This window comes from Chelativorans sp. M5D2P16, from assembly GCF_034427935.1.
Classification (GTDB): domain Bacteria; phylum Pseudomonadota; class Alphaproteobacteria; order Rhizobiales; family Rhizobiaceae; genus Chelativorans.
Window position 1 is genome coordinate 23,244 of sequence record NZ_JAXQNM010000016.1, and the last position, 20,963, is coordinate 44,206.

Sequence of the window (20,963 nt, forward strand, 5' to 3'; positions counted from 1 at the left end):
AGGAATGAACGTCAAGCAAGCATATGCGCAACCGCTCGCCGTGGGCGCGGTCCTTCTGTGCCTGGGCGCCGGCACCGCACAGGCCCAGGAAGCGATCAAGGTGGGCGTACTCGAGGACCAGTCCGGCGATTTCGCCGCCGCGACCGCGGTCAAGGTCCATGCCATCGAGCTGGCGGCCAAGGAGATCAACAATGCGGGCGGAATCGACGGCCGCCCGGTCGAGTTGGTCGTCTATGATACGCAGTCCGACAATACCCGCTATCAGGAATTCATGCGCCGCGTATTGCAGCGCGACCAGGTGGACGTCGTCTTCGCCGGCTTCTCCTCCGCATCCCGGGAAGCCTACCGGCCGATCCTCAACCAGTTCGACGGCTTCGCCTTCTATAACAATCAATATGAAGGCGGGGTTTGCGACGCGAACATGGTCGTCACCGGCGCCGTGCCCGAGCAGCAGTTCTCCACCCTCATTCCGTGGATGATGGAGGAATACGGATCGAACGTCTACACGATCGCCGCGGACTACAATTTCGGTCAGATCTCGGCGGAATGGGTGCGCAACATCGTGGAGGAGAAGGGCGGCACAATGGTGGGCGAGGAGTTCATTCCGCTCGGCGTCTCGCAGTTCTCCCAAACCATCCAGAATATTCAGGACGCCGATCCGGATTTCGTCGTGACGCTCCTCGTGGGCACCGCCCAGGCCTCCTATTACGAACAGGCCGCCGCGGCCAATCTCGGGCTGCCGATGGCCTCTTCGGTCAATGTCGGCCAGGGCTACGAGCACAAGCGCTTCAATCCGCCGAGCCTCGCTGACATGTACGTCACCACGAACTACATCGAGGAGGTCGAGAGCGGGGCGAGCAACGACTTCAAGGGCCGCTTCCACGAAATGTTCCCGGACGAGGCCTATATCAACCAGGAGGCGGCCAACTCGTACATTGCGCTCAATCTCTACAAGCAGATGGTCGAGCGCGCCGGCGGTTCCACGGACCGCGAGGACCTGCGCAAGGTGATCGCTCAGGGTGACGTGTGCTTTGACGGCCCGTCCGGCAATGTCTGCCTGGATCCCAAGAGCCAGCACATGTCGCACACCATCTATCTGGCGAAGGTGGGCGAGGATCATTCGATCTCCTTCCCGAAGGTATGGGAGAACATCCAGCCTTACTGGCTGGGCGAGGTCGGCTGCGACCTGACGCAGAACGATCCAAGCGCGCAGTACACGCCGTCCAGCCCGCCACCGGCCGAATGAGCCTTGCACCACGGCGTGCGTGAATGCGTTCGCGCACGCCGCGCAAATCTCGCGCTTGCGGACGATGTCGCGAGCGTTACCCGGCTTTCCCGCCTCGGAGACCCGCCTTGGACCTTTTCAGCGCAGCTTTCGCTCTGCTCTACCAGTTCGGTGACGCGTTCGCCTTCCTGGTGCTCGCCGCCTGCGGCCTCGCCATCATCTTCGGCATGATGGGTGTGATCAATCTCGCCCATGGCGAGTTCATCATGTGCGGCGCCTATGTGACGGTGGCGGCGGCGCGTGTCGGCATTCCGCTGCCTGTGGCGGTCGTCTCCGGCGCGGTCGCTTCCGGGCTCGTGGGAATGCTCGTCGAGCGCATTGTGGTTCGCCCCCTCTATCGCCGACCGCTGGACACCATCGTTGCGACCTGGGGCGTCAGCCTCATCGCCACGCAGGGAACGCTCATCCTGCTCGGCTCCACCATGGCGGGCATCGGTACCCCGTTCGGCAGCATCGATGTCGGGGGATATTCCTACTCGGTCTACAGGCTGGTCCTGATCGCCGCCGCCATCGCCGTCCTGGTCGGTCTCTACCTGGTCTTCAACGCCACCCGTTTCGGGATCGTCGCCAGGGCCACCATCCAGGTTCCGCATATGGCCGAGGCACTCGGCGTTAACACCGGCCGCGTCTACGGCATTACCTTCGGCCTTGGCACCGCACTCGCCGGGCTTGCCGGCGGGCTCTACGCGCCGACCATGACCCTCGTGCCGACCATGGGTTCGACCTTCCTGATGGAAGCATTCGTGACTGTCGTCGTCGGCGGCGCGGACGTTTTCCTGGGTACGGCGCCGGCGGCGGTGGTGCTGGGCCTCGTGAAGGCACTCCTGACGTCCTGGCAAGGCCAGCTCTTCGGCCAGATCGGACTTCTCGTTGCCGTCATTATCGTCATCCGGATCCTGCCTAAAGGCTTTTCCGGTTTCTTTCTTCGCGAGCGTGCCTGACCCATGAAGAACGTTTCCACCTTGCCTGATACGGCAATCTCCGCCCCAAGGGTGCTGCGCCTGCTCGAAGGACCCCAGACACTGGGCAGTGGGCCGGTCTTCTGGAGCGGGTTCGCCGGTGTGGTCGTCCTTGCCTTCGCCTATCCGTTCTTCACCGACGGCTACACGGTCGGCAACACCGTCTACTTTCTCAACTGGACCTTCATGGCGCTGGGCCTCAGCCTGATCTGGGGGTACGGTGGCGCGCTTTCGTTCGGTCAGACCGCTTTCTTCGGCATTGCCGGGTACGGCTACGGCATCCTCACCATCAACGTCGGCGACGCATACGGGTTCACCTTCGCCGCCCTCTTCCTGAGTGTCGGGATTGCCGGGCTGATCGCGGCCGCGCTCGGCTATTTCCTGTTTTTCGGCCGGATCAGCGGTGTCTTTCTCGGGATCGTCACCCTGTCCGTGACGCTGGTCCTGGAGCGTTTCATGGCGCAGACGGCCGGGCCGGAATGGACCGTCGGCACGGCACGACTGAACGGCTATAACGGGATGGGCGGAATGCCGCCATTGACCCTCCCTTGGCCGGGTGGCGATATCATCCTGTTTCCCGACCGGCTTCTCTACTGCCTCGTGCTCGCGCTCCTGGTGCTCGTCTATCTGGGGCTCCGCATACTCGTGAACTCCCGCTTTGGAAACGTGCTCGTGGCCATTCGCGAGAACCCCGAGCGGGCCGAGATGCTGGGCTACGATGTACGCAAATACCAGCTCGGGGCGTTCGTCATCGGTTCGTGCCTGGCCGGACTTTCCGGCGGTCTCTACACGAGCTGGGGGCAGTACATCACGCCGTCTTCCATGTCCATCACGTCGGCCGCCTTGCCCGTGATCTGGGTCTCCGTCGGCGGCCGCTCCGACCTGACGGCGACGCTGATCGGCACGCTCGCTGTGATCGCCGGCTTTCAGTGGCTCACGATCTACGGCAGCCAGTACGCGCTGGTGGTGATGGGGCTGCTTCTGGTCGTTACCGTTCTTCTGGCGCCGGATGGCTTCATCGTCACGCTCGCCCGCCATCTGGGGCGTCTTTTTCGAAAGGGGGCGGGCTGATGCCGTTGCTGGAAACACGCGCACTCAACAAGCATTTCGGCGGCCTGCACGTGACCGCGGATGTAGACTTCGCCGTCGCGGAAGGCGAGGTTCACTGCCTGATCGGCCCCAACGGTGCCGGCAAGAGTACGCTGTTCCGGCTCATACTCGGCGAGCACGCGCCATCGAGCGGCTCCATTCATTTTGCGGGCGAGGACATTACCGGGCTGAAGCCCTTCCAGCGCATCCACCGTGGCATCAGTGTCAAGTTTCAGGTCCCCGGCATCTTCAAGACGTTGTCGGTGCGCCAGAACCTGGAGATCGCGTTACAACATCACCACGGACGGGAGTCGCTTGACGGCGAAATCGACCGCCTTTTGGCGTTCCTGAAGCTCGAACAAGCGCGCTCGCAGCCCGCCGGCGACCTCAGCCACGGTCAGAAGCAGTGGCTGGAAATCGGTATGGCGGTCAGCCTCAAGCCGCGGCTATTGCTGCTCGACGAGCCAACCGCCGGCATGTCCGAGGAAGAAACCCGCGCGACCGGCGACATGATCTGCCGGCTTAATCGGCAGGGAACGACGGTGCTGGCCGTGGAGCACGATATGACCTTCGTGCGGCAAGTGGCGGATCAAGTCACCGTTCTCCACCAGGGCCGTGTTTTCGCGCAGGGCTCGATGGACGAGATCGTCAGCGACGAGCGCGTCACCGCGATCTATCTTGGACAAGGACATGCCCATGCCTCGTGAAGTGCTCCTGAACACCGTCGGCCTCTGGTCGGGGTACGGCGGGAAACCGGTACTGCAGGGCGTCGATATGGAGGTCCGCGAAGGCGAGATCGTTGCCGTGATCGGCCGCAACGGCGTCGGCAAGTCGACACTGATGAAGACCATCACCGGCCTGCTGCCGGCGATGGAAGGCGACGTCGTTTTCGCAAGTAGGAGCGTTCGCGCCCTGCCGGCGCACCGGCGCGCCCGCCTCGGGCTCGGCTATGTGCCGCAGGGCAGGGATGTCTTTCCGCGCATGGACGTGGTCGAGAACCTGAAGGTCGGCGAGATGATCCGCGGCGGGCGACACGTCAAAGCCGATGTCGACGAAGCATATGACGCCGTCTTTACAACCTTTCCCATCCTCAGGGAACGACGGCGGCAGCGCGCGGGGACCCTGTCGGGCGGGCAGCAGCAGCAGCTCGCCATCGGCCGGGTGCTGGTCGGGGGCCCTAAGATCATTCTGCTCGACGAGCCCTCGGAAGGCATCCAGCCCTCTATCATTCAGGAGATTGCCCGCTCGATGGTCGCCCTGAACCGGGCAAGCGGCGTCACAGTTGTCCTGGTGGAGCAGAATCTGGACATGATCCAGGCGATGGCCGAGCGCTGCTATGTCATGGACAAGGGCCGGATCGTCGCCGAGATCACGGCCCGAGAGCTCGACGACCGGGAGCGCGTCCGCCAGTACTTGTCGGTCTGACACCCGTGGCGGCGGACACTTCATAACCAAAGGGAGAACCACATGTCCTGGCTGGAAACCTCAATCCTGGCAACGCGCGGCGAAGCCGCCGGCAAGGCGCTTTCAGAGCACACCATCACCGAAGCCGAGCAGGGGACTTACCACTATGTCTACGGCCCCTATGTCGATCCGGTGATCGAGGTCGATCCCGGTGCCGTCGTCACCGTGGAAACCCATGATGCTTTCGAGGGCCGCATAAAGCACGAGACGGACAAGCCGAGCGAAATTCTGAACTTTCCCTACCTCAACCCGCAGAACGGGCCGATTTACGTCAACGGAGCGGAAAAGGGCGACTGTCTCGCCGTCTACATCAAGTCGATGGTGCCACGCGGCCCCCAGCCCGCCGGCACCACCGTCATCATGCCTGATTTCGGCGGGCTGGTTTCCACCGGGGACACCGCGCTCCTGAACCCGCCGCTGCCGGAGCGCGTGCGCAAACTCCACGTCGATCCCGACACTGGAGTGAGATGGAACAGTCGGCTCACCATCCCCTACCAGCCGTTCATCGGCACGATCGGCACGTCACCGGAAATCGAGGCGATCACGTCGCTGCAGCCGGACTACTACGGCGGCAACATGGACCTGCCGGACGTGCGCGTCGGCGCGGTGATCTACCTGCCCGTCAACACACCCGGCGCGCTTTTGTATCTCGGAGACTGCCATGCCGCCCAGGGCGATGGCGAGCTGTGCGGTGTGGCCGTCGAGCATCCGACCGTGACGACGATACAGATCGATCTCATCAAGGGCTGGACCCTCAAGTGGCCGCGGTTGGAGACGGAAGACTTCATCATGACGATCGGTTCGGCCAAACCCATGGAGGACGCGGCGCGCATCGCCTATCGGGAACTGGTACGGTGGATGGCGTCCGACTACGGATTCGAGGAGATCGACGCGTATATGTTTCTCACCCAAACCGGCCGCGTGCGTCTCGGCAACATGGTCGACCCGAAATACACGCTGGGTGCATCGGTGCAGAAGCATTACCTTTGACAGTGGAATGGATTTCGCTGTCGTCCTCGACGATTCACCGTTCCAGCGAAAGCCCAGCGTCTTTCCGGCCTCGATCTCTGGCGGGATATGGCGCAATCGGGGCGATACATTGCGGCCGCGCGGAATGAAACCGGGTATTGCGTCATAATCGGGCTATGACAGCTTTGAGTTCATGAAATCACTTTAGAATCAAGCTGTGTTTGCGTCCGTCTACCGGCACGCGTACGCTCTCTCCTATACACTGCAAAGGTTCGTCGTCCATCACTGCGGACCAGGCATCCGAACCGCGGCGCGTCGCGTTGTCCACGCGGATCTCGTAGCGGGTTGAACCCAGTTGCAGGGTGGCTTCGAAACCCGGCCAGGCCGACGGGATACACGGGTTGACAATGAGGAATTCCCCCTCGCGCCGGATGCCCAGAATGCCCTCGATGCCGGAGCGGTACATCCAGGCGGCGGAGCCGGTGTACCAGGTCCATCCGCCCCGGCCGACATGTGGCGCGACGGAATAGACGTCCGCGGCAACGACATAGGGCTCGACCTTATAGCGTTCGGTCTCCTCGCGCGTGAGCGCATGGTTGATCGGGTTGAGCAGCGAGAACAGGCCGTGCGCCTTGTCGCCCGCGGCCGATTTTGCAAGGGCCAGGATCGCCCACATGGCGGCATGGCTGTATTGCCCGCCATTCTCGCGCAGGCCCGGCGGATAGCCCTTGATGTAGCCGGGATCGCGCGGCGTCTTGTCGAAGGGCGGCGTGAACAATAGTGCCATGCCGTCTTCACGGCGGACGAGATGCTTTTCCAGCGAGACCATCGCCGTTGCCGCCCGCGCCGGGTCGGCTGCACCCGACAGGACGGCCCAGGACTGGGCGATGGAATCGATCCGGCACTCCTCGCTGTCCTTCGAGCCGAGCCAGGTGCCGTCGTCGAAGGTCGCGCGGCGGTACCATTCACCGTCCCATGCATGCTTTTCAAGCGCCTCACGCAACAAGGCTGCGTGCATACGCCAGCGTTCGGCGCGGTCTGCGTCGCGGCTTTCCGCCAGGGGCGCGAACAGCTCGATGGTGCGCAGCAGCAGCCAGCCGAGCCAGACGCTCTCGCCCTTGCCGCCTTCGCCGACGCGGTTCATGCCGTCGTTCCAGTCACCGGTACCCATGAGGGGAAGGCCGAGCTCGCCGGTCAATTGGAGGCACTGGTCTAGGCCACGGGCGCAGTGCTCGAACAGAGAGGCGGATTCAGCCGCCCCCGTTGGATGAAAGAACGCGTCGTGCTCGCCGGGGTCAAGCGGCGGACCGTCGAGAAAAGGGACGGTCTCATCCAGAACCGCGGCATCACCTGAAGTGTTCACGTAGGTCGCCGCCGCGAATGCGAGCCAGACTCGGTCGTCCGAAATCCGCGTGCGGACGCCTTGCCCCGACTGAGGCAGCCACCAATGCTGGACATCGCCTTCGACGAACTGCCGGGCGGCCGCACGCAGGAGATGGGCCCGTGTCTCTTCGGGCCTTGCCAGCACCAGGGCCATGCCGTCCTGAAGCTGGTCGCGGAAACCGTAGGCGCCGCTCGCCTGATAGAAGGCCGAGCGCGCCCAGATGCGGCACGCGAGCGTCTGGTACAGGAGCCAGCCATTGAGCATGATGTCCGTCGCGCGGTCCGGCGTCTTGACCTGGACCGCCTGCAGAAGGCCGGTCCAGTGATCCGTCACCTCCTGGAGAACGGCATCGAGATCGGTGGTACGATAGCGCGCAATCAGCGCCCGGACCTCCTCCTGCGAGCCGCACTCTCCCAAAAACGAGACGATCTCGACCGTCTCGTTTGCGCCGATCTCGATTGTCTGCTGCAGGGCCGCGCAAGGATCGAGGCCGGCGCCGGTGATCCCCGACAGCGGCATATGACCGGTGAGCGCGCGAGGGGCCGACGGGTTGCCGTAGCTGCCAAGGAATTCGGTTCGATCGGCGGTCCATGCCGTCTGCCGCCCGCCAAGATCGGCAAAAGCGATGCCACCGGAGGAATTGATACTCCAGGGATTGCGCGCCAGCATCGCGCCGGTGGTCTCGTCGATCTCAGTCACCAGGAAGGGCGCCGTGGCGCTGCGCGAGGTGCCGAGCACCAGTTCAGCATAGCTCGTGACCGACAAGCGGCGGGGACGGCCGGAAAGGTTTCGAAGGGTCAGGCGCGAGATCTTGATGGGGTCGGACAGAGGCACGTATTGCAGGAGATCGAGCGCGATGCCGTTTGCCTCGTGCTCGAAGCGACTGTAGCCGAAACCGTGGCGCGAGACATAGGTGCCGCTGTCGCGGATCGGCTGCGCGGTCGGGCTCCACAGATCGAGGGTCTCTTCGTCGCGGACGTAGATCATCTCGCCGCTCGGATCGGCCACGGGATCGTTCGACCATGGCGTGAGCTGGTTCTCGCGGCTGTTTTCTGCCCAGGTGTAGCCGCTTCCCTCCGCCGAGACCTGAAAGCCGAAATCGGGGTTGGCGATCACGTTGATCCATGGCGCGGGCGTGACGGCGCCGTCGTCGAGGATCGCCACATATTCCCGTCCGTTCTTGTCGAAACCGCCGAGCCCGTTGAAGAATTCGAGCGGCTGCGCGTGCGGCGCAGAAGGCGCGGAGAGCTGCTGCACAGGCCTTTGTAGGAGGGAGGCCGAGGGGCGATCGAGAGATGGGGTCAGCAGACGATCGAGTTGCTCGGCTATCGGTCCGCGACGTGCCGAACATGTGACACGGGCGATCGAATGGAGCCGGTCGCGCGCCTTGGCGCTCATCAGATCCGCGCGAACTGCGTAGACGGAGCCCTGCGCGAGTTCCGCGCCAAAGCGCGGTCGCGACTGGCTGCTGCGCACAGCCGTCTCGATGCCGACCTGCAAGTCCTGCGTATAGGAGGACGCTCGCTCGTTGACGATTACCAGGTCGACGGCGAGGCTCTTCATCCGCCAATACTCATGGGCGCGCAGCAACTGCCGAACCTGAGGCATGTCCTGGGGATCGTCAATGATCAGCAACACGATCGGCAGATCACCGGAAATGCCGAGATGCCACAGGTCGGATTGCGAACCGGCACCGTGGACGATCTCATCGGAGGGCGCCCGGTAGCTTGGATCGGCGTAGAGGATGGGTGCGGCCAGGCGCTGAAAATCCGCGGCCTCCCCGGCATCGACATCGAGATGGCGGAGCTGGACCTGCCCCTGGGTCCACGCCAATGTCCTGGCACGTTCGAACGCGCTGCGATCGTGGTGTTTGTCGATGAGGTCCATGAGTTCGGCGCGCGACGATGCGACGACGGTCCAGTATGCGATGCGCGCAACTTTGCCGGGTGCGATCTTCACGCGTTGCCGCAGCGAGAATATGGGATCGAGGACCGTACCCACCGTGTTCGAGAGCGGCCCCGCTTCCGCCACCGCCGCTGCCGTGCGTATTGTGCGGCCGCGCCCGACGAAGCGGGCGCGGTCGGTCTCGTATTGCGGATCGGCGACTATCTCCCCCTCGACCACGGCGAGATGGGCAGCCCAAACGTGCGGTTCGGCGTGCGAGCGCCGACGGCGCGTTGCAATCAGCGCGCCGAATTCGGCGGCATGCTCGGTCTGCACGAACATCTTGGAGAAGGCGGGATGTGCCCGGTCGGCGGCGGGTGGCGCCAGGACGATCTCTGCATAAGACGTGATTTCGATCTCGCGTGGCCGCCGCCCGCCATTGCTCAAGCATATGCGCCGGACCTCGCAGTCGTCCTCGCCGGAGACCAGAACATCCATCCGGGTCGTCAGGTTGCCGTGGCGGCAGGTGAACTGGGCGCGATCCTCATCGAACACGACCTCGCGATTCTCCCCCTCGGTACCGAGGGGCTGGGCCCCGGCGGACCAGATATCCCCGCTTTGGACATCGCGCAGGAAGATGAAAGAGCCCCAGTCGTCGCGGGTCGCATCCTCTTGCCAGCGCGTGACGGCGATGTTGCGCCAGCGGCTGTAGCCTGCGCCGGCGGCTGTCAACATCACCGCGTAGCGACCGTTCGACAGCATGTGAGTGACCGGCGGACCGGCCATGGTGGCGGCAACGCGGCGCGAGGTCGGGAATTCGGCATCCGCCGTGGTTGGGGAGACCTTTACCTCTTCCGCCCTCGGATGGCCGGTTGCGACGTTGCGGGGTATGCGTTCCTGAAGCAGCAGCTCGCATGCTTGGATCATCGGTTCGCGATGGAAGCGGGCACGCATCTCGCCATCGTGCAGCGTATTGGCGATGGCGACGATCGTCATGCCCTGGTGATGGGCCATGGATGTGCGGACGACGGACACCATCGTCTTTTCGGGAAGCCGCGAACGGGTGAAATCGAGCGCTTCGAAAAAGCCGTAGCGACCATTGGCACCCAACCGCGCGAGGCGGGCAAAGTTATCGCGAGCGCCGTGCGGGTCTATCATCGCCGCGAGTCCGGTGGCATATGGCGCGATCACAATGTTTTCGGAGAGGCCGCGCTTCAGACCGAGACCAGGAACGCCGAAATTGGAGTACTGATAGGTCAACTCCATGTCGCGTGCGTTGTAGGCGGACTCGGAGATCCCCCATGGAATGTCGAGCGACCGCGCGTAGGCCTGCTGGCGCTCCACCACCAGCCGGTTGGTCTGTTCGAGCAGGCTGCCGGCAGGCGCGCACATGACGAGCGACGGCATCAGATATTCGAACATGGAACCTGACCAGGAGATCAGCGCCGACGCGTTTGCGAGTGGTGTCGCGGCCCGCCCCAGGCGGAACCAGTGCCGTGTCTCGACATCGCCCTTCGCGATGGCGAAGAGGCTCGCAAGCCGCGCTTCCGAAGCGAGCAGATCGTAGCAGCTCGGATCGAGGCTATCGTCGGCGAGGGAATAGCCGATCGACAACAGCTTGCGCTCGGGATCGAAAAGGAAGGCGAAGTCCATCGCCAGCGCCATCTCGCGCGCATCCGCGGCAAGCGCCTGCAATCGCTTTTTCAGAGCGGGGTCCGCGGGCCGGTCACGCGCATGTTCGGCCACGCCCTTCTTGAATGATTCAACCCAGAAGACGAGATCCGGGGCGCTGCCGTCGATATCCGCCGGGATCATATCGCGCGCTGTGCCGGCGGCCTTGTCGGCCAGCCGCGTCAGCACGGGAGACAACGCATCGAGCGTCTGCGGGCCGTTCAACAGGGCTTCCATTTCATCAAGCACCCGGGAGAGTTGAGCTCCGCGATGATCCCTAGACAGGGCGCCGAGCGCTTGACGTGCAAGTTGGATACTGTCCGTCGTGCCGAGCCGGGCATTCGGCGCGACGCTATCGTTCAGCCAATCCTCGCAAGCGTTGGCGAGCACGATAAGATGTCCCGCGAGGTTGCCGCTGTCGACCGAAGAGATGTAGGCAGGTTCGAGGATACGCAGGTCCTGCGTCGCATACCAGTTGAAGAAGTGTCCGTTGCGCCGCGCGAGCTTGCGCATGGTCGACAACGTGGCTTCCAGCCGCTCCACCGTTTCAACCGTGCCGGCCCAGCCGAAATCGCGGGCGGCGACCGCCGAGATGAGATAGAGCCCAATGTTGGTGGGCGACGTCCTGTGCGCGAGGACGGGCTTCGGATCCTCCTGGAAGTTGTCCGGGGGCAGCATATTGTCCTCGGGCGTCACGAAGGTCTCGAAAAAGCGCCAGGTGCGGCGTGCGATGAGGCGCAGTTCGGTCGCATCCGGATCGGAAACCGCAAGGCGCGGTCCGGCCTTCGGCGACCGGCTTGCCCACAGGGCGAGCCCCGGCGCGGCCAGCCACAACAACGCGAAGGGCAGGATGAGCGGCCAGGACGAAGGCGCCAGGGCAATGGCGCCCGCAGCCACGGCAAGCCCGAGCAGCGTGCCGGAAGCCATACGGCGATAGAAACCGGCGAAGTTCAGGCGCGGACTTCCCTTCGATTGCGCGGCCGTGGTCCATTCCAGCAGATGGCGGCGGGATCCGAAGAGGCGCACCAGCGTCCTGACGATGGCATCGCCCATTCGCCACGCCTGGTCGGGCAGGAAAACGATGGAAAGGACGCTCTGAACGGCTGCGAGCCGCACGTCAGCGGCGAGCGTTGCAACATGATTGCGCAAGCGAATGCCGGATCGATGCGGCACGAGGGTGAGTAAAATCGGCAGGAACGCTGGGATCGCGACGGCGACAAGAAGGAGCAAAGTTCCCGTCACTGCGGCCGGCAGCGGCATCAGCCATGTGAACCCCAGAGCCAGGAGCGTGAACGGCGCCAGCAGTGACCGCCTCAGATTGTCCAGCATCTTCCCCCGGCCGACGGAGGGAAGCCCAAGATTTCCGCTGCGCAGTCCCGTTACCCAGGGAAGGAGTTGCCAGTCGCCACGCGTCCAGCGATGCTGGCGTTTGGCGGCGACGTCGTATCGGGACGGGAATTCCTCGATCACCTCGACATCGGAAGCGAGACCGGCGCGGGCGAACACGCCCTCGAAGAGATCGTGGCTGAGCATGGTGTTCTCCGGCACGCGGCCGGCAAGGGACGCCTCGAAGGCGTCGACATCGTAGATGCCCTTGCCGGTATAGGTGCCTTCGCCGAAGAGATCCTGATACACGTCTGATGCGGCAGCCGCGTAGGGGTCGATGCCGCCGGGGGCAGAGAAAACGCGCTGATAGAAGGATCCTTCGCGGCCGACCGGAAGCGAGGGGGTGACGCGCGGCTGGAGAATGCCGTAGCCGTCGACGACACGTTGCTCCGCATCGCTGAAGCGCGGGTGGTTCAGCGGATGCGCCATCTTGCCGATCAGGCGGTGCGCCGCATCGCGCGGCAGCCGCGTGTCGGCGTCCAGCGTGATGACGTAGCGCACATCGGCGGGCACTTGCGGCGGCCGTCCGCCTATGGGCATGAAGGTGGTGTCGTCAGCGCCACGCAGTAGCCGGTTGAGCTCATGCAGCTTTCCGCGCTTGCGTTCCCACCCCATCCATTTGCCTTCGCCCGCGTTGAAGACGCGGCGCCGATGCAGGAGGAGGAAGCGGCTTCCGCCGGCGGCTGGTTCGTGACGTCGGTTCAATCGAGCGATCGCCTCGGCGGCACTATCGAGCAGTCGGGCATCTCCCTCCATGACTTCCTGATCCGCATCGAGCCCGTCCGTAAGGAGGGCGAAGACAAGGTCGCCGCCGACGCCGGAAAGGTGGTGAACCTCGAGGCGCTCCACCTGCTCCAGAAGGTCTGCTTCACTGGTAAGAAGCGTCGGCACGGCGACGAGCGTCCGCATGGATTCCGGAACGCCCTGCTTGAGTGAGAGACCGGGCAGGATCGTCGCGCCGAAACTCCAGGTCATCGCACGGTTGACGAGGGAGGTCGCAACCTCGGTCGCGGGGAGAAATCCGACCAAGGCGAACAGTACGAGCCAGATGGTGTCGAGACCGAATCGCGAAAGCACCCACAGGGCGACGGCCAGCACCATCGCCGTGACAAGCAGGATCAACCCGATATAGCCGCCAATGCCAAGTCGCGTGTTGAAGCGGCTGATCCGCAGCCGCGGCGGCGGCCGGAACCGGATCGCGCGCTCAAGTGCCGCGCGGCCTTGCGCGATCAGGTGATAGCCCGGGTCGCCGGCACGCTCCGCGCCTGGTGTACTGTCCGCTTCAGCATCTGCTTGGCGCGCAGCATCAAGCGCAATGTCCGAAACCTCGAGCTCAGAGAGCGAGGAGCCACGGGCCAGTTGCTCGATCGCGTTCCTGTAAAGGTCGCGGGTCGGAAAATCCATATCGGCAAAGGCGCTTCCCGCCCGCAGCCGCTCGTCGACCAGACTCACGCTCTCGAAAAGCTCCGCCCAATCGATGTCGGAAATCAGCCGGATGCTGGTGATGATGTTGCGCACGGTGACATTGGAGGCGCCCTGCCTTTGCTGGGCGTGCTGCACCACGGCGTCGACCGACACGCCCTGGAGTATAAGGCGCTCCTCCAGCCAACCGAGCGCCGGTGTTGTTTCGGGATCCTGATTCCGCAACTGTTTGGCCAGTTGCGCTGCAAAGAGTTCAGACAACGGTTCCGGTGAGCGCGAGGCGATATCCGTTTCGAGCGCGGTCTTGCCGCAGTCCGATGCAAGAAGCCGCCCGGCAAGCGCCGCCGCATCCGCGCGCGCCGCGCGGCCAACGGTCATCTGATCGGCCAGCCGGCGCAGGTTCTCGATGAGGACAATGCGCAGGGTGATCGCTACTGCCCACAGCTCGCCAATCGTCAGGGGCTGAACCCGCTGATAGGCCACCAGAAACCGCCGCAGCTTCTCCCGATCGAAGAGGCTGTCGGTATGCGCGACAAAGGCCCAGGCGAGCCCGAGAACCCTCGGATAGCCCGCAAGTGGTCCTTCACTCAGCTTCGGCAACTGGCGATAATAGCCGGGAGGCAGATCGTTCCTGATCTCGCGAATCTGCTCTTCGACCAGATGATAATTGTCCAGAAGCCATTCAGCGGCAGGGACCACACCCCTGCCGCTCTCCAATTCCGCGGCACTGGCCCGATAGGCGGCAAGCAAAACAGTGGCATTGTCGTTGAGCCTCGTGTGCAGGGGCAGGACGGCTGGAGGCCGATTGCTCACCGGCTGCGCGGCAGCGAGGCTTTCCGCGTGCTGCTCGAGCCGCTCCACGCTGAAAAGCTCCTCTCTCACCGGCGCCACATCGTTCCATGGCGATGATGAGGAGCGAAGCCCCAGAAGATTAAGGATCGATTTCAAGAAGGGCCTTTCCAGCCTGCGCGCTACTCGCGCTCAACAGGCTGATTTTGTTGAATCCCCGGCCCTTATTCAGACAGAGGCAGAGTCCGAGCACGATCGATAATCGCGGCAACTGAGTCCGACCGTCAGTGCCGCCACTCCGTCTGCGGCGGCAGGTCGCCGGCAACGTCCACGTGAGCGGCGTCGCTGGCCTCAGGCAGGTGCTTATCGGAGAAGCGTAGACTCAGGAGCCGCCCCTCATCGGTCAGGAACTGCAGATCCTTGCGGCCGAATACCTGTCGCAGCCTGTCGGGAGTCATCCGGATTTCGCCGCTGCCGATCACTTCGCCCGGCTTCCTCAGGAAGCCGTCAAAATCATAGTCCGCGCGGCCAAGTGTTTTGTCTCCGCATTTCAGGACGCCGGTACCGTGAATTCCACCAAGGTGCTGCACGAACGGCTACTCCTCAACAGTCCGGCTTGCGAGCGCATCCGCGTCTAATGCCGCCGCCAGTTCCTCCGGGTCGACCTCCACCGTTTGATGTCGGCTGCTTGTCACGGAAATCGCCGGAGTTTGCAGCACCGTGGCTTTGCGCCGGTAGGCGAGAAAGGAAAGACCGAAGATTTCTTCCTCGTCGACCGATAGGCGATAGGTTCCTGCCGGCTGCCGAGCGTCAAAGGCGCTCAGCATGAATGGTCGCTTGAACGTGATCTCTGTATGCGTGGTGCGAACGGTCATGGCAGAATCCAATCTTTAACTCCCATCCGGGGTGATCCAGGGGAGTCCCAGCTTAACGAAAGTCCGCCGCCGTCAGCACATATTCGGTCTTGCGGGCGTTCCTGTAGATTTCCCGAGCGACATCGTGGATCGTGGTGCGCGCTGCATCGAAAGCGGCCAGATAATGCGCTTCGTCGTCGGTTGCGGTGGAGAGCGCGTTGGTCTCGACGGAGAACCGCACCTCGAACATGCCATCATGGCCGATGAAACGGACACGCTCTCTGGTCTCGTCATAGCTGCGGCTTCTATTGGGGAATGTGAGTGTCACAACTGATACCTCATTGGCATTGGAAGGAGAGAAATTGCTGTTCGTCGCCCTGCCGTTTCTGCAAAGGGCGAGCGGCGACAGCGCCGCCTTCATTCACGCAGACGCTGATCTCGCACGCGTCACGGTCCATTCGGGCAAGATGGCCGGACTCGACTGCCGCGCAAAATGCTGTTGCTGGCCCGCTGGACCTGAGAGCTGAGTGGCGCCTCCATCTTCGGTCCTCACTTGGATGTGAGAAGCCACACTCAGGCCACCAGGGCGACCGCGCAGCCTTCGGCCGCACGGCGAGTGGCGGACGTGCTGCCGGGCATCGTCGCCCAGCCGCCGGCCTCGATGAATTGTCGCTGCCTGTAGGTGCTGTTAAGTGCCTTGAGCTCGACGAGGCGGCCCCTTGAATCGGGGGCCGCATTGAACCTCTCCACGCATATGAGCGCGGCTAGTTCTCCGCGTGCGACGTCTCCCGCCGTCGATGCCAGCGTGCGCGACGTGCCGCCCGTGACCCAGCCGCCCCAACTGAATCCGACGACCATGGTGGCAACGGCCGTGACGGCGCATGCCCACACGAGTGTCGATTTCGACGGCTGATAGTTGTTCCAGCGTTGGGCGATGGATGTGCTGTTGTTCTGCGTTCCCATGGAATTGGTCCTTCCTGATTGTTGCTCCGGCTATGCGCGGTCGTCTCCGACAGGCTTTTCCGGTACTGCTCAGTATCCCATCCCGCCCATGCCGTTGGCGCCAGCCATGGCCGGTGCGCCCTTCTGCGGGATCTCGGCGACCATCGCTTCCGTCGTGACAAGAAGCGCTGCGATGGATCCGGCATCCTGCAGGGCCGTGCGGACCACCTTGGCGGGATCGACGATGCCGGCTTCGATCATGTCGACATAAAGTTCGGTCTGTGCGTTGAAGCCCGTATTCGGGTCCTTCGCGTCCATCAGCCGGCCGACGACGATTGAACCTTCGACGCCGGAATTGTCGGCGATTTGCCGGACCGGGGCTTCAAGGGCTCTCAGTACGATCGAGATGCCAGCGGACATGTCCGCGTTCGTTCCTTTTAGGCCGGTTAGCGCCGCCTTGGCGCGCAAAAGCGCCACGCCGCCGCCAGGCACGATGCCTTCCTCGACCGCCGCACGGGTGGCGTTCAGCGCATCGTCGATGCGGTCTTTCTTTTCCTTGACTTCGGTCTCGGTCGCGCCGCCGACGCGGATGACCGCCACACCACCGGCGAGCTTGGCCAGTCGTTCCTGGAGCTTCTCCTTGTCGTAGTCCGAGGTGGTCTCCTCAATCTGCCCCTTGATCTGCTGGATGCGGGCCGAAATATCGGCCTTTTCGCCGGCACCGTCGACGACGGTGGTCGTATCCTTCTCGATCAGGACCCGCTTGGCGCGGCCGAGCATATCGAGCGTGACGTTCTCGAGCTTGATGCCGAGATCCTCGGAAACCAGTTGACCGGCCGTCAGCACCGCGATGTCCTCCAGCATCGCCTTGCGGCGATCCCCGAAGCCTGGCGCCTTGACGGCAGCGACCTTCAGGCCGCCGCGCAGCTTGTTGACGACGAGCGTGGCGAGCGCTTCACCCTCCACGTCCTCGGAGATGATCAGGAGCGGCTTGCCCGTCTGTACGACAGCTTCGAGGATCGGCAGCATCGCCTGCAGATTGCCGAGTCTCTTCTCGTGGATGAGGATGTAGGGATCCTCGAGCTCCGCCCGCATCTTCTCGGCGTTGGTGACGAAATAGGGAGAGAGATAGCCGCGGTCGAACTGCATGCCTTCGACGACGTCGAGCTCGGTATCGGCGGCCCTGGCCTCCTCGACGGTGATCACGCCCTCATTGCCGACCTTCTCCATCGCCTTGGCGATCATCTCGCCTATCGAGACATCGCCATTGGCGGCGATCGTGCCGACCTGGGCGATCTCGCCGGAGGATTTGACCTTCTTGGCGCGCGCGGCGATGTCCTTGACGACGGCGTCGACCGCAAGGTCGATGCCGCGCTTCAAGTCCATTGGATTCATGCCGGTCGCCACAAGCCGGGTGCCTTCGCGCAGGATGCACGCGGCAAGTACGGTCGCGGTGGTGGTGCCGTCGCCGGCAAGGTCGTTGGTCTTCGAGGCCACCTCGCGCACCATTTGTGCGCCCATGTTCTCGAATTTGTCCTCAAGCTCGATTTCCTTGGCGACGGTGACACCGTCCTTGGTGATGCGCGGCGCGCCATAGGCCTTGTCGATGATGACATTGCGGCCTTTGGGGCCGAGCGTCACCTTGACGGCGTTGTTCAGGAGCTCGACGCCGCGCAGCATCCGCTCGCGCGCATCGATGCCAAACTTGATTTCCTTGGAAGACATGATTTTCTCGATTCGTTCGTTCTTGAAACTGGGCCCGCAGAAATCGCTCGGTCAGGCGGCCTTCTCGGCAAGCACCGTCTTTTCGACGATGCCCATAACGTCGGCTTCCTTCATGATCAGCAGATCCTGACCGTCTATTCTGATCTCGGTGCCCGACCATTTACCGAAGAGAACCGCATCGCCTTCCTTCACGCCGAGCGGAACCAGCTTGCCGCTTTCGTCGCGAACGCCCGGACCAGCGGCGAGCACTTCGCCTTCCTGCGGCTGCTCCTTTGCATTGTCGGGAATAATGATCCCGCCCTTGGATGTGCTATTGCCTTCGGCGCGCCGAATGACGACGCGGTCGTGGAGGGGCCGGAATTTCATGAGTGTTCTTTCTGCGGCCGGGTGTAGGGGGCCACATCCCTTCATATAGGCATATTGGCAGTCGATTAACAGGAGTGCCAGAAACAATCGTTTAGGGGCGAGGCTCTTCTGATGACGGTCCCGATAACCAGTTTCTTGGTCGCAACCTTGTTTTGGACACCGGACATGCCTATATAGGAGCGGATCGATCTTGTTTGATGAACTTTGTTATGCGCCACAGCGCTCTGACGATCTTCCCTCTCAAATTCGACCTTGACCGCTTCTCGCGTCATGCGCGGCAAGCATATTCGTAATGACTGATTGAAAGGAAATCGTCATGACCGTTGGAACCGTAAAGTTCTTCAATGCCACCAAAGGCTTCGGATTCATCCAGCCCGATGACGGCGCTGCGGACGTATTCGTCCACATCTCTGCCGTCGAGCGTGCCGGCATGCGCACCATCGTGGAAGGCCAGAAGCTGAGCTTCGATGTTGTCAAGGACAACCGTTCGGGCAAGAGTGCTGCGGAAAACCTGCAGGCCGCGTAAACTTCGTCTTCGAGACGTGACCACGGATGTATTGGCACGGATCGTCGAGACGAGGAGGAGGTCGGGCTTCTGCCCGGCCTTTTTAGTTTCAGGCCAATCCGTAAGGAGAGCAATGATATGACAGACACCATCACGAGAAACAATCTGTTTCGGCCCGTGCCATCGAAGGCGCAGAGCAAAGCGGATCTGACCGACAGTACGGCGCGCGCGCTCATCAAGGCGGAAGCCGACAGCCGACAAGCCAAGACCCAAAGGCTGAGGCAGGCGCGTCTGGAAATGGAGGCGCGGCAACCTCAACCCACGCCGACCAAGGCTCGCGCTGCAAAGAAAACGAAGGCGGCTGCTTCCCGCCGTGCAGTCTGAGTACCCGAAACGACGTGACTATCACCACGCGTCCCGCCTGGGCGCATATGTTAAGTTGGATAGCTTGTGAAAAGTAACTTCGCCGCTGACGCCCCCGCTGAGAGGAAGGAGCGCTCCTGGACTGCGGTTCTCGCACAGTACAAACAACCCAGCCCGGCCCGCAGCACACTCGAGATAGCTGTCACGGCCCTGCCTTTTGTCGCGTTGTGGACCTTGTCGGCGGTCGCTGCCGTGTACGGCTACTGGTGGGGCCTCCTGCTTACGATCCCCGCAGCCGGCTTTCTGGTCCGCCTTTTCATCCTGCAGCATGATTGCGGGCACGGGGCCTTGTTCGCCCGCCGCTCCGCCAACGACTGGACGGGCCGGGTCATCGGCGTCTTCACCCTCACACCCTATGATTACTGGCGTCGCACCCATGCCGTCCATCATGCGACGGCAGGCAATCTCGACAAGCGCGGGATCGGCGACGTCAACACCCTTACGGTGGGGGAGTATCATGCATTGCCCTGGTGGGGCCGCCTGCGTTATCGGCTCTATCGCCATCCCTTGGTCATGTTCGGTTTCGGCCCTGCCTGGCTGTTCATCTGCCAGTATCGACTGCCCCTCGGCCTCATGCGCGCCGGCGTGCAGCCCTGGACCTCGACGATCGTCACCAATCTCGGCATCGCCCTTCCGGTCGCGAGCCTGATGTGGCTGATGGGGGTCGGTCCCTTTCTCATGGTGCAGGTGCCGATCACCCTCATGGCGGCGACGGCCGGCGTGTGGCTCTTCTACGTTCAGCATCAGTTCGAGGAGACGCACTGGTCCGAGGACGACGACTGGAACTTCCAGCACGCCGCTCTGCACGGCAGCTCGCATTACGATCTTCCCTTTCCACTGCGCTGGATCACGGGGAACATCGGCATCCACCATGTGCACCACTTGTCGGCCAAGGTGCCGTTTTATCGTCTGCCGGAAGTGCTGCGGGACCATCCAGATCTGCGCGACATAGGCCGCATTACCTTTCTGCAGAGCCTGAGATGCGTCAAACTCGTGCTGTGGGACGAGAGTGCCAAACGCCTTGTCTCTTTTCGCGAAGCAAGGGCGGCTTGAGTGCAGTGAACGCGGCATGATCTTGCGTCGTCCATGGACCGGTGCGGTCCTGGTGCTCGCCGCTCTGACCGCCGGCCCGGCCGAAAGGTCGCGAGCCGCGTGAGCTTGATATTTGAGGAAATGCCGGACTGCATTGACCGTGAGCACCTGTCGCGGAGGACGCAGAGAGATCGGCTTTGCGGAGGTAGCGCGTGACGACATGGCTGCACGAGCAGCGGCTTGACGCGGCGCACCGGATCGTCCGCGCGAGCGGAGCTTCCAGTGTCCTGGATCTGGGGTGCGGCGATGGCGACCTGCTCGTCCGCCTGGCAACGGAACCGCAGATAGAACGGATCGTCGGCGTCGATCTGTGCGGAGCCTCCCTAAACCGCCTTCGCGCGCGGCTGGACGCATTGACGGAGGAAGCAACGGCAAGGGTCGATCTTGTTCTCGGCTCGATGACCGAGGGCAATTCCAGGCTGACCGGCTTCGACTGCGCCATCCTGATCGAGACGATTGAGCATATCGCACCCGACCGGCTGTCGACCTTGGAACGGGCCATTTTTGCCCGGATGCGCCCGGCGACCGTGGTCGTAACGACGCCGAACGCGGAGTTCAATCCGCTGCTCGGCGTTCCACCCCATAGATTTCGCCACGCCGACCATCGTTTCGAATGGGATCGGGCGAAGTTCCGCCGCTGGGCACGCGGTGTTGCCGCAAGAGGCGGTTATGCCGTCACCTGCAACGACATTGCCGGACGGCATCCCGCCTATGGCGGCGCGAGTCAGATGGCGGTTTTCAAGATCGCCGGCTC

Annotated in this window: 17 protein-coding genes; 10 read left to right on the top strand and 7 right to left on the bottom strand. The window is 63.1% G+C overall.

All coding sequences use genetic code 11. The features are described 5' to 3' along the window. Positions 1-4: 4 nt before the first annotated feature. The 6 genes from SIN08_RS09450 to SIN08_RS09475 all read left to right on the top strand — a co-directional run bounded on the left by SIN08_RS09450 (position 5) and on the right by SIN08_RS09475 (position 5,787). Positions 5-1,246 carry an urea ABC transporter substrate-binding protein gene (locus SIN08_RS09450; RefSeq protein WP_322451333.1) on the top strand — a complete coding sequence of 414 codons (1,242 nt, stop codon included), beginning with the start codon at positions 5-7 and terminating at the stop codon, positions 1,244-1,246. Between the two features lie 107 nt (positions 1,247-1,353). Continuing rightward, entirely contained in the window at positions 1,354-2,226 is an 873-nt protein-coding gene (locus SIN08_RS09455; RefSeq protein WP_322451334.1) for an ABC transporter permease subunit, read from the top strand. A gap of 3 nt (positions 2,227-2,229) precedes the next feature. Continuing rightward, the gene (locus SIN08_RS09460) at positions 2,230-3,315 is read left to right on the top strand and encodes a branched-chain amino acid ABC transporter permease (RefSeq protein ID WP_322451335.1); all 1,086 of its coding nucleotides are present in this window, start codon (positions 2,230-2,232) and stop codon (positions 3,313-3,315) included. Further along, positions 3,315-4,040: an ABC transporter ATP-binding protein gene (locus SIN08_RS09465; protein ID WP_322451336.1), complete on the top strand. Its 726-nt coding sequence runs from the start codon at positions 3,315-3,317 to the stop codon at positions 4,038-4,040. The genes SIN08_RS09460 and SIN08_RS09465 overlap by 1 nt, the downstream gene beginning before the upstream one ends. Beyond that, positions 4,030-4,758, top strand: a complete 729-nt coding sequence (locus SIN08_RS09470; RefSeq protein ID WP_322451337.1) for an ABC transporter ATP-binding protein — start codon at positions 4,030-4,032, stop codon at positions 4,756-4,758. The genes SIN08_RS09465 and SIN08_RS09470 overlap by 11 nt, the downstream gene beginning before the upstream one ends. A gap of 42 nt (positions 4,759-4,800) precedes the next feature. After that, the gene (locus SIN08_RS09475) at positions 4,801-5,787 is read left to right on the top strand and encodes an acetamidase/formamidase family protein (RefSeq protein ID WP_322451338.1); all 987 of its coding nucleotides are present in this window, start codon (positions 4,801-4,803) and stop codon (positions 5,785-5,787) included. A 178-nt stretch (positions 5,788-5,965) separates the two neighbouring features. On the opposite strand, the gene SIN08_RS09480 is transcribed toward SIN08_RS09475, so the two are convergent. The 7 genes from SIN08_RS09480 to SIN08_RS09510 form a co-directional block, all read right to left on the bottom strand. Further along, entirely contained in the window at positions 5,966-14,461 is an 8,496-nt protein-coding gene (locus tag SIN08_RS09480) for a GH36-type glycosyl hydrolase domain-containing protein (protein WP_322451339.1), read from the bottom strand. 125 nt (positions 14,462-14,586) lie between these two features. Continuing rightward, positions 14,587-14,892, bottom strand: coding sequence for a hypothetical protein (locus SIN08_RS09485; protein WP_322451340.1), 306 nt, complete (start codon positions 14,890-14,892; stop codon positions 14,587-14,589). Between the two features lie 6 nt (positions 14,893-14,898). Continuing rightward, entirely contained in the window at positions 14,899-15,177 is a 279-nt protein-coding gene (locus tag SIN08_RS09490; RefSeq protein ID WP_322451341.1) for a hypothetical protein, read from the bottom strand. A 52-nt stretch (positions 15,178-15,229) separates the two neighbouring features. After that, on the bottom strand, positions 15,230-15,484 hold the full coding sequence (locus SIN08_RS09495) for a DUF1488 domain-containing protein (protein WP_322451342.1): 255 nt from the start codon (positions 15,482-15,484) through the stop codon (positions 15,230-15,232). Between the two features lie 245 nt (positions 15,485-15,729). After that, on the bottom strand, positions 15,730-16,119 hold the full coding sequence (locus tag SIN08_RS09500) for a hypothetical protein (RefSeq protein ID WP_322451343.1): 390 nt from the start codon (positions 16,117-16,119) through the stop codon (positions 15,730-15,732). A 69-nt stretch (positions 16,120-16,188) separates the two neighbouring features. Further along, complete coding sequence (gene groL, locus SIN08_RS09505; RefSeq protein WP_322451344.1) at positions 16,189-17,823, bottom strand: chaperonin GroEL; 1,635 nt, start codon at positions 17,821-17,823, stop codon at positions 16,189-16,191. Between the two features lie 51 nt (positions 17,824-17,874). After that, entirely contained in the window at positions 17,875-18,189 is a 315-nt protein-coding gene (locus tag SIN08_RS09510; protein WP_322451345.1) for a co-chaperone GroES, read from the bottom strand. A gap of 316 nt (positions 18,190-18,505) precedes the next feature. Here SIN08_RS09510 and SIN08_RS09515 point away from each other — a divergent pair, with 316 nt between their 5' ends. The 4 genes from SIN08_RS09515 to SIN08_RS09530 form a co-directional block, all read left to right on the top strand. After that, the gene (locus tag SIN08_RS09515) at positions 18,506-18,715 is read left to right on the top strand and encodes a cold-shock protein (RefSeq protein ID WP_322451346.1); all 210 of its coding nucleotides are present in this window, start codon (positions 18,506-18,508) and stop codon (positions 18,713-18,715) included. Positions 18,716-18,832: 117 nt separating this feature from the next. After that, entirely contained in the window at positions 18,833-19,078 is a 246-nt protein-coding gene (locus SIN08_RS09520; protein ID WP_322451347.1) for a hypothetical protein, read from the top strand. A 66-nt stretch (positions 19,079-19,144) separates the two neighbouring features. Beyond that, positions 19,145-20,170, top strand: coding sequence for a fatty acid desaturase (locus tag SIN08_RS09525; RefSeq protein WP_322451348.1), 1,026 nt, complete (start codon positions 19,145-19,147; stop codon positions 20,168-20,170). A 191-nt stretch (positions 20,171-20,361) separates the two neighbouring features. After that, a partial coding sequence (locus SIN08_RS09530; protein WP_322451349.1) for a methyltransferase domain-containing protein occupies positions 20,362-20,963 on the top strand: 602 nt, incomplete at its 3' end.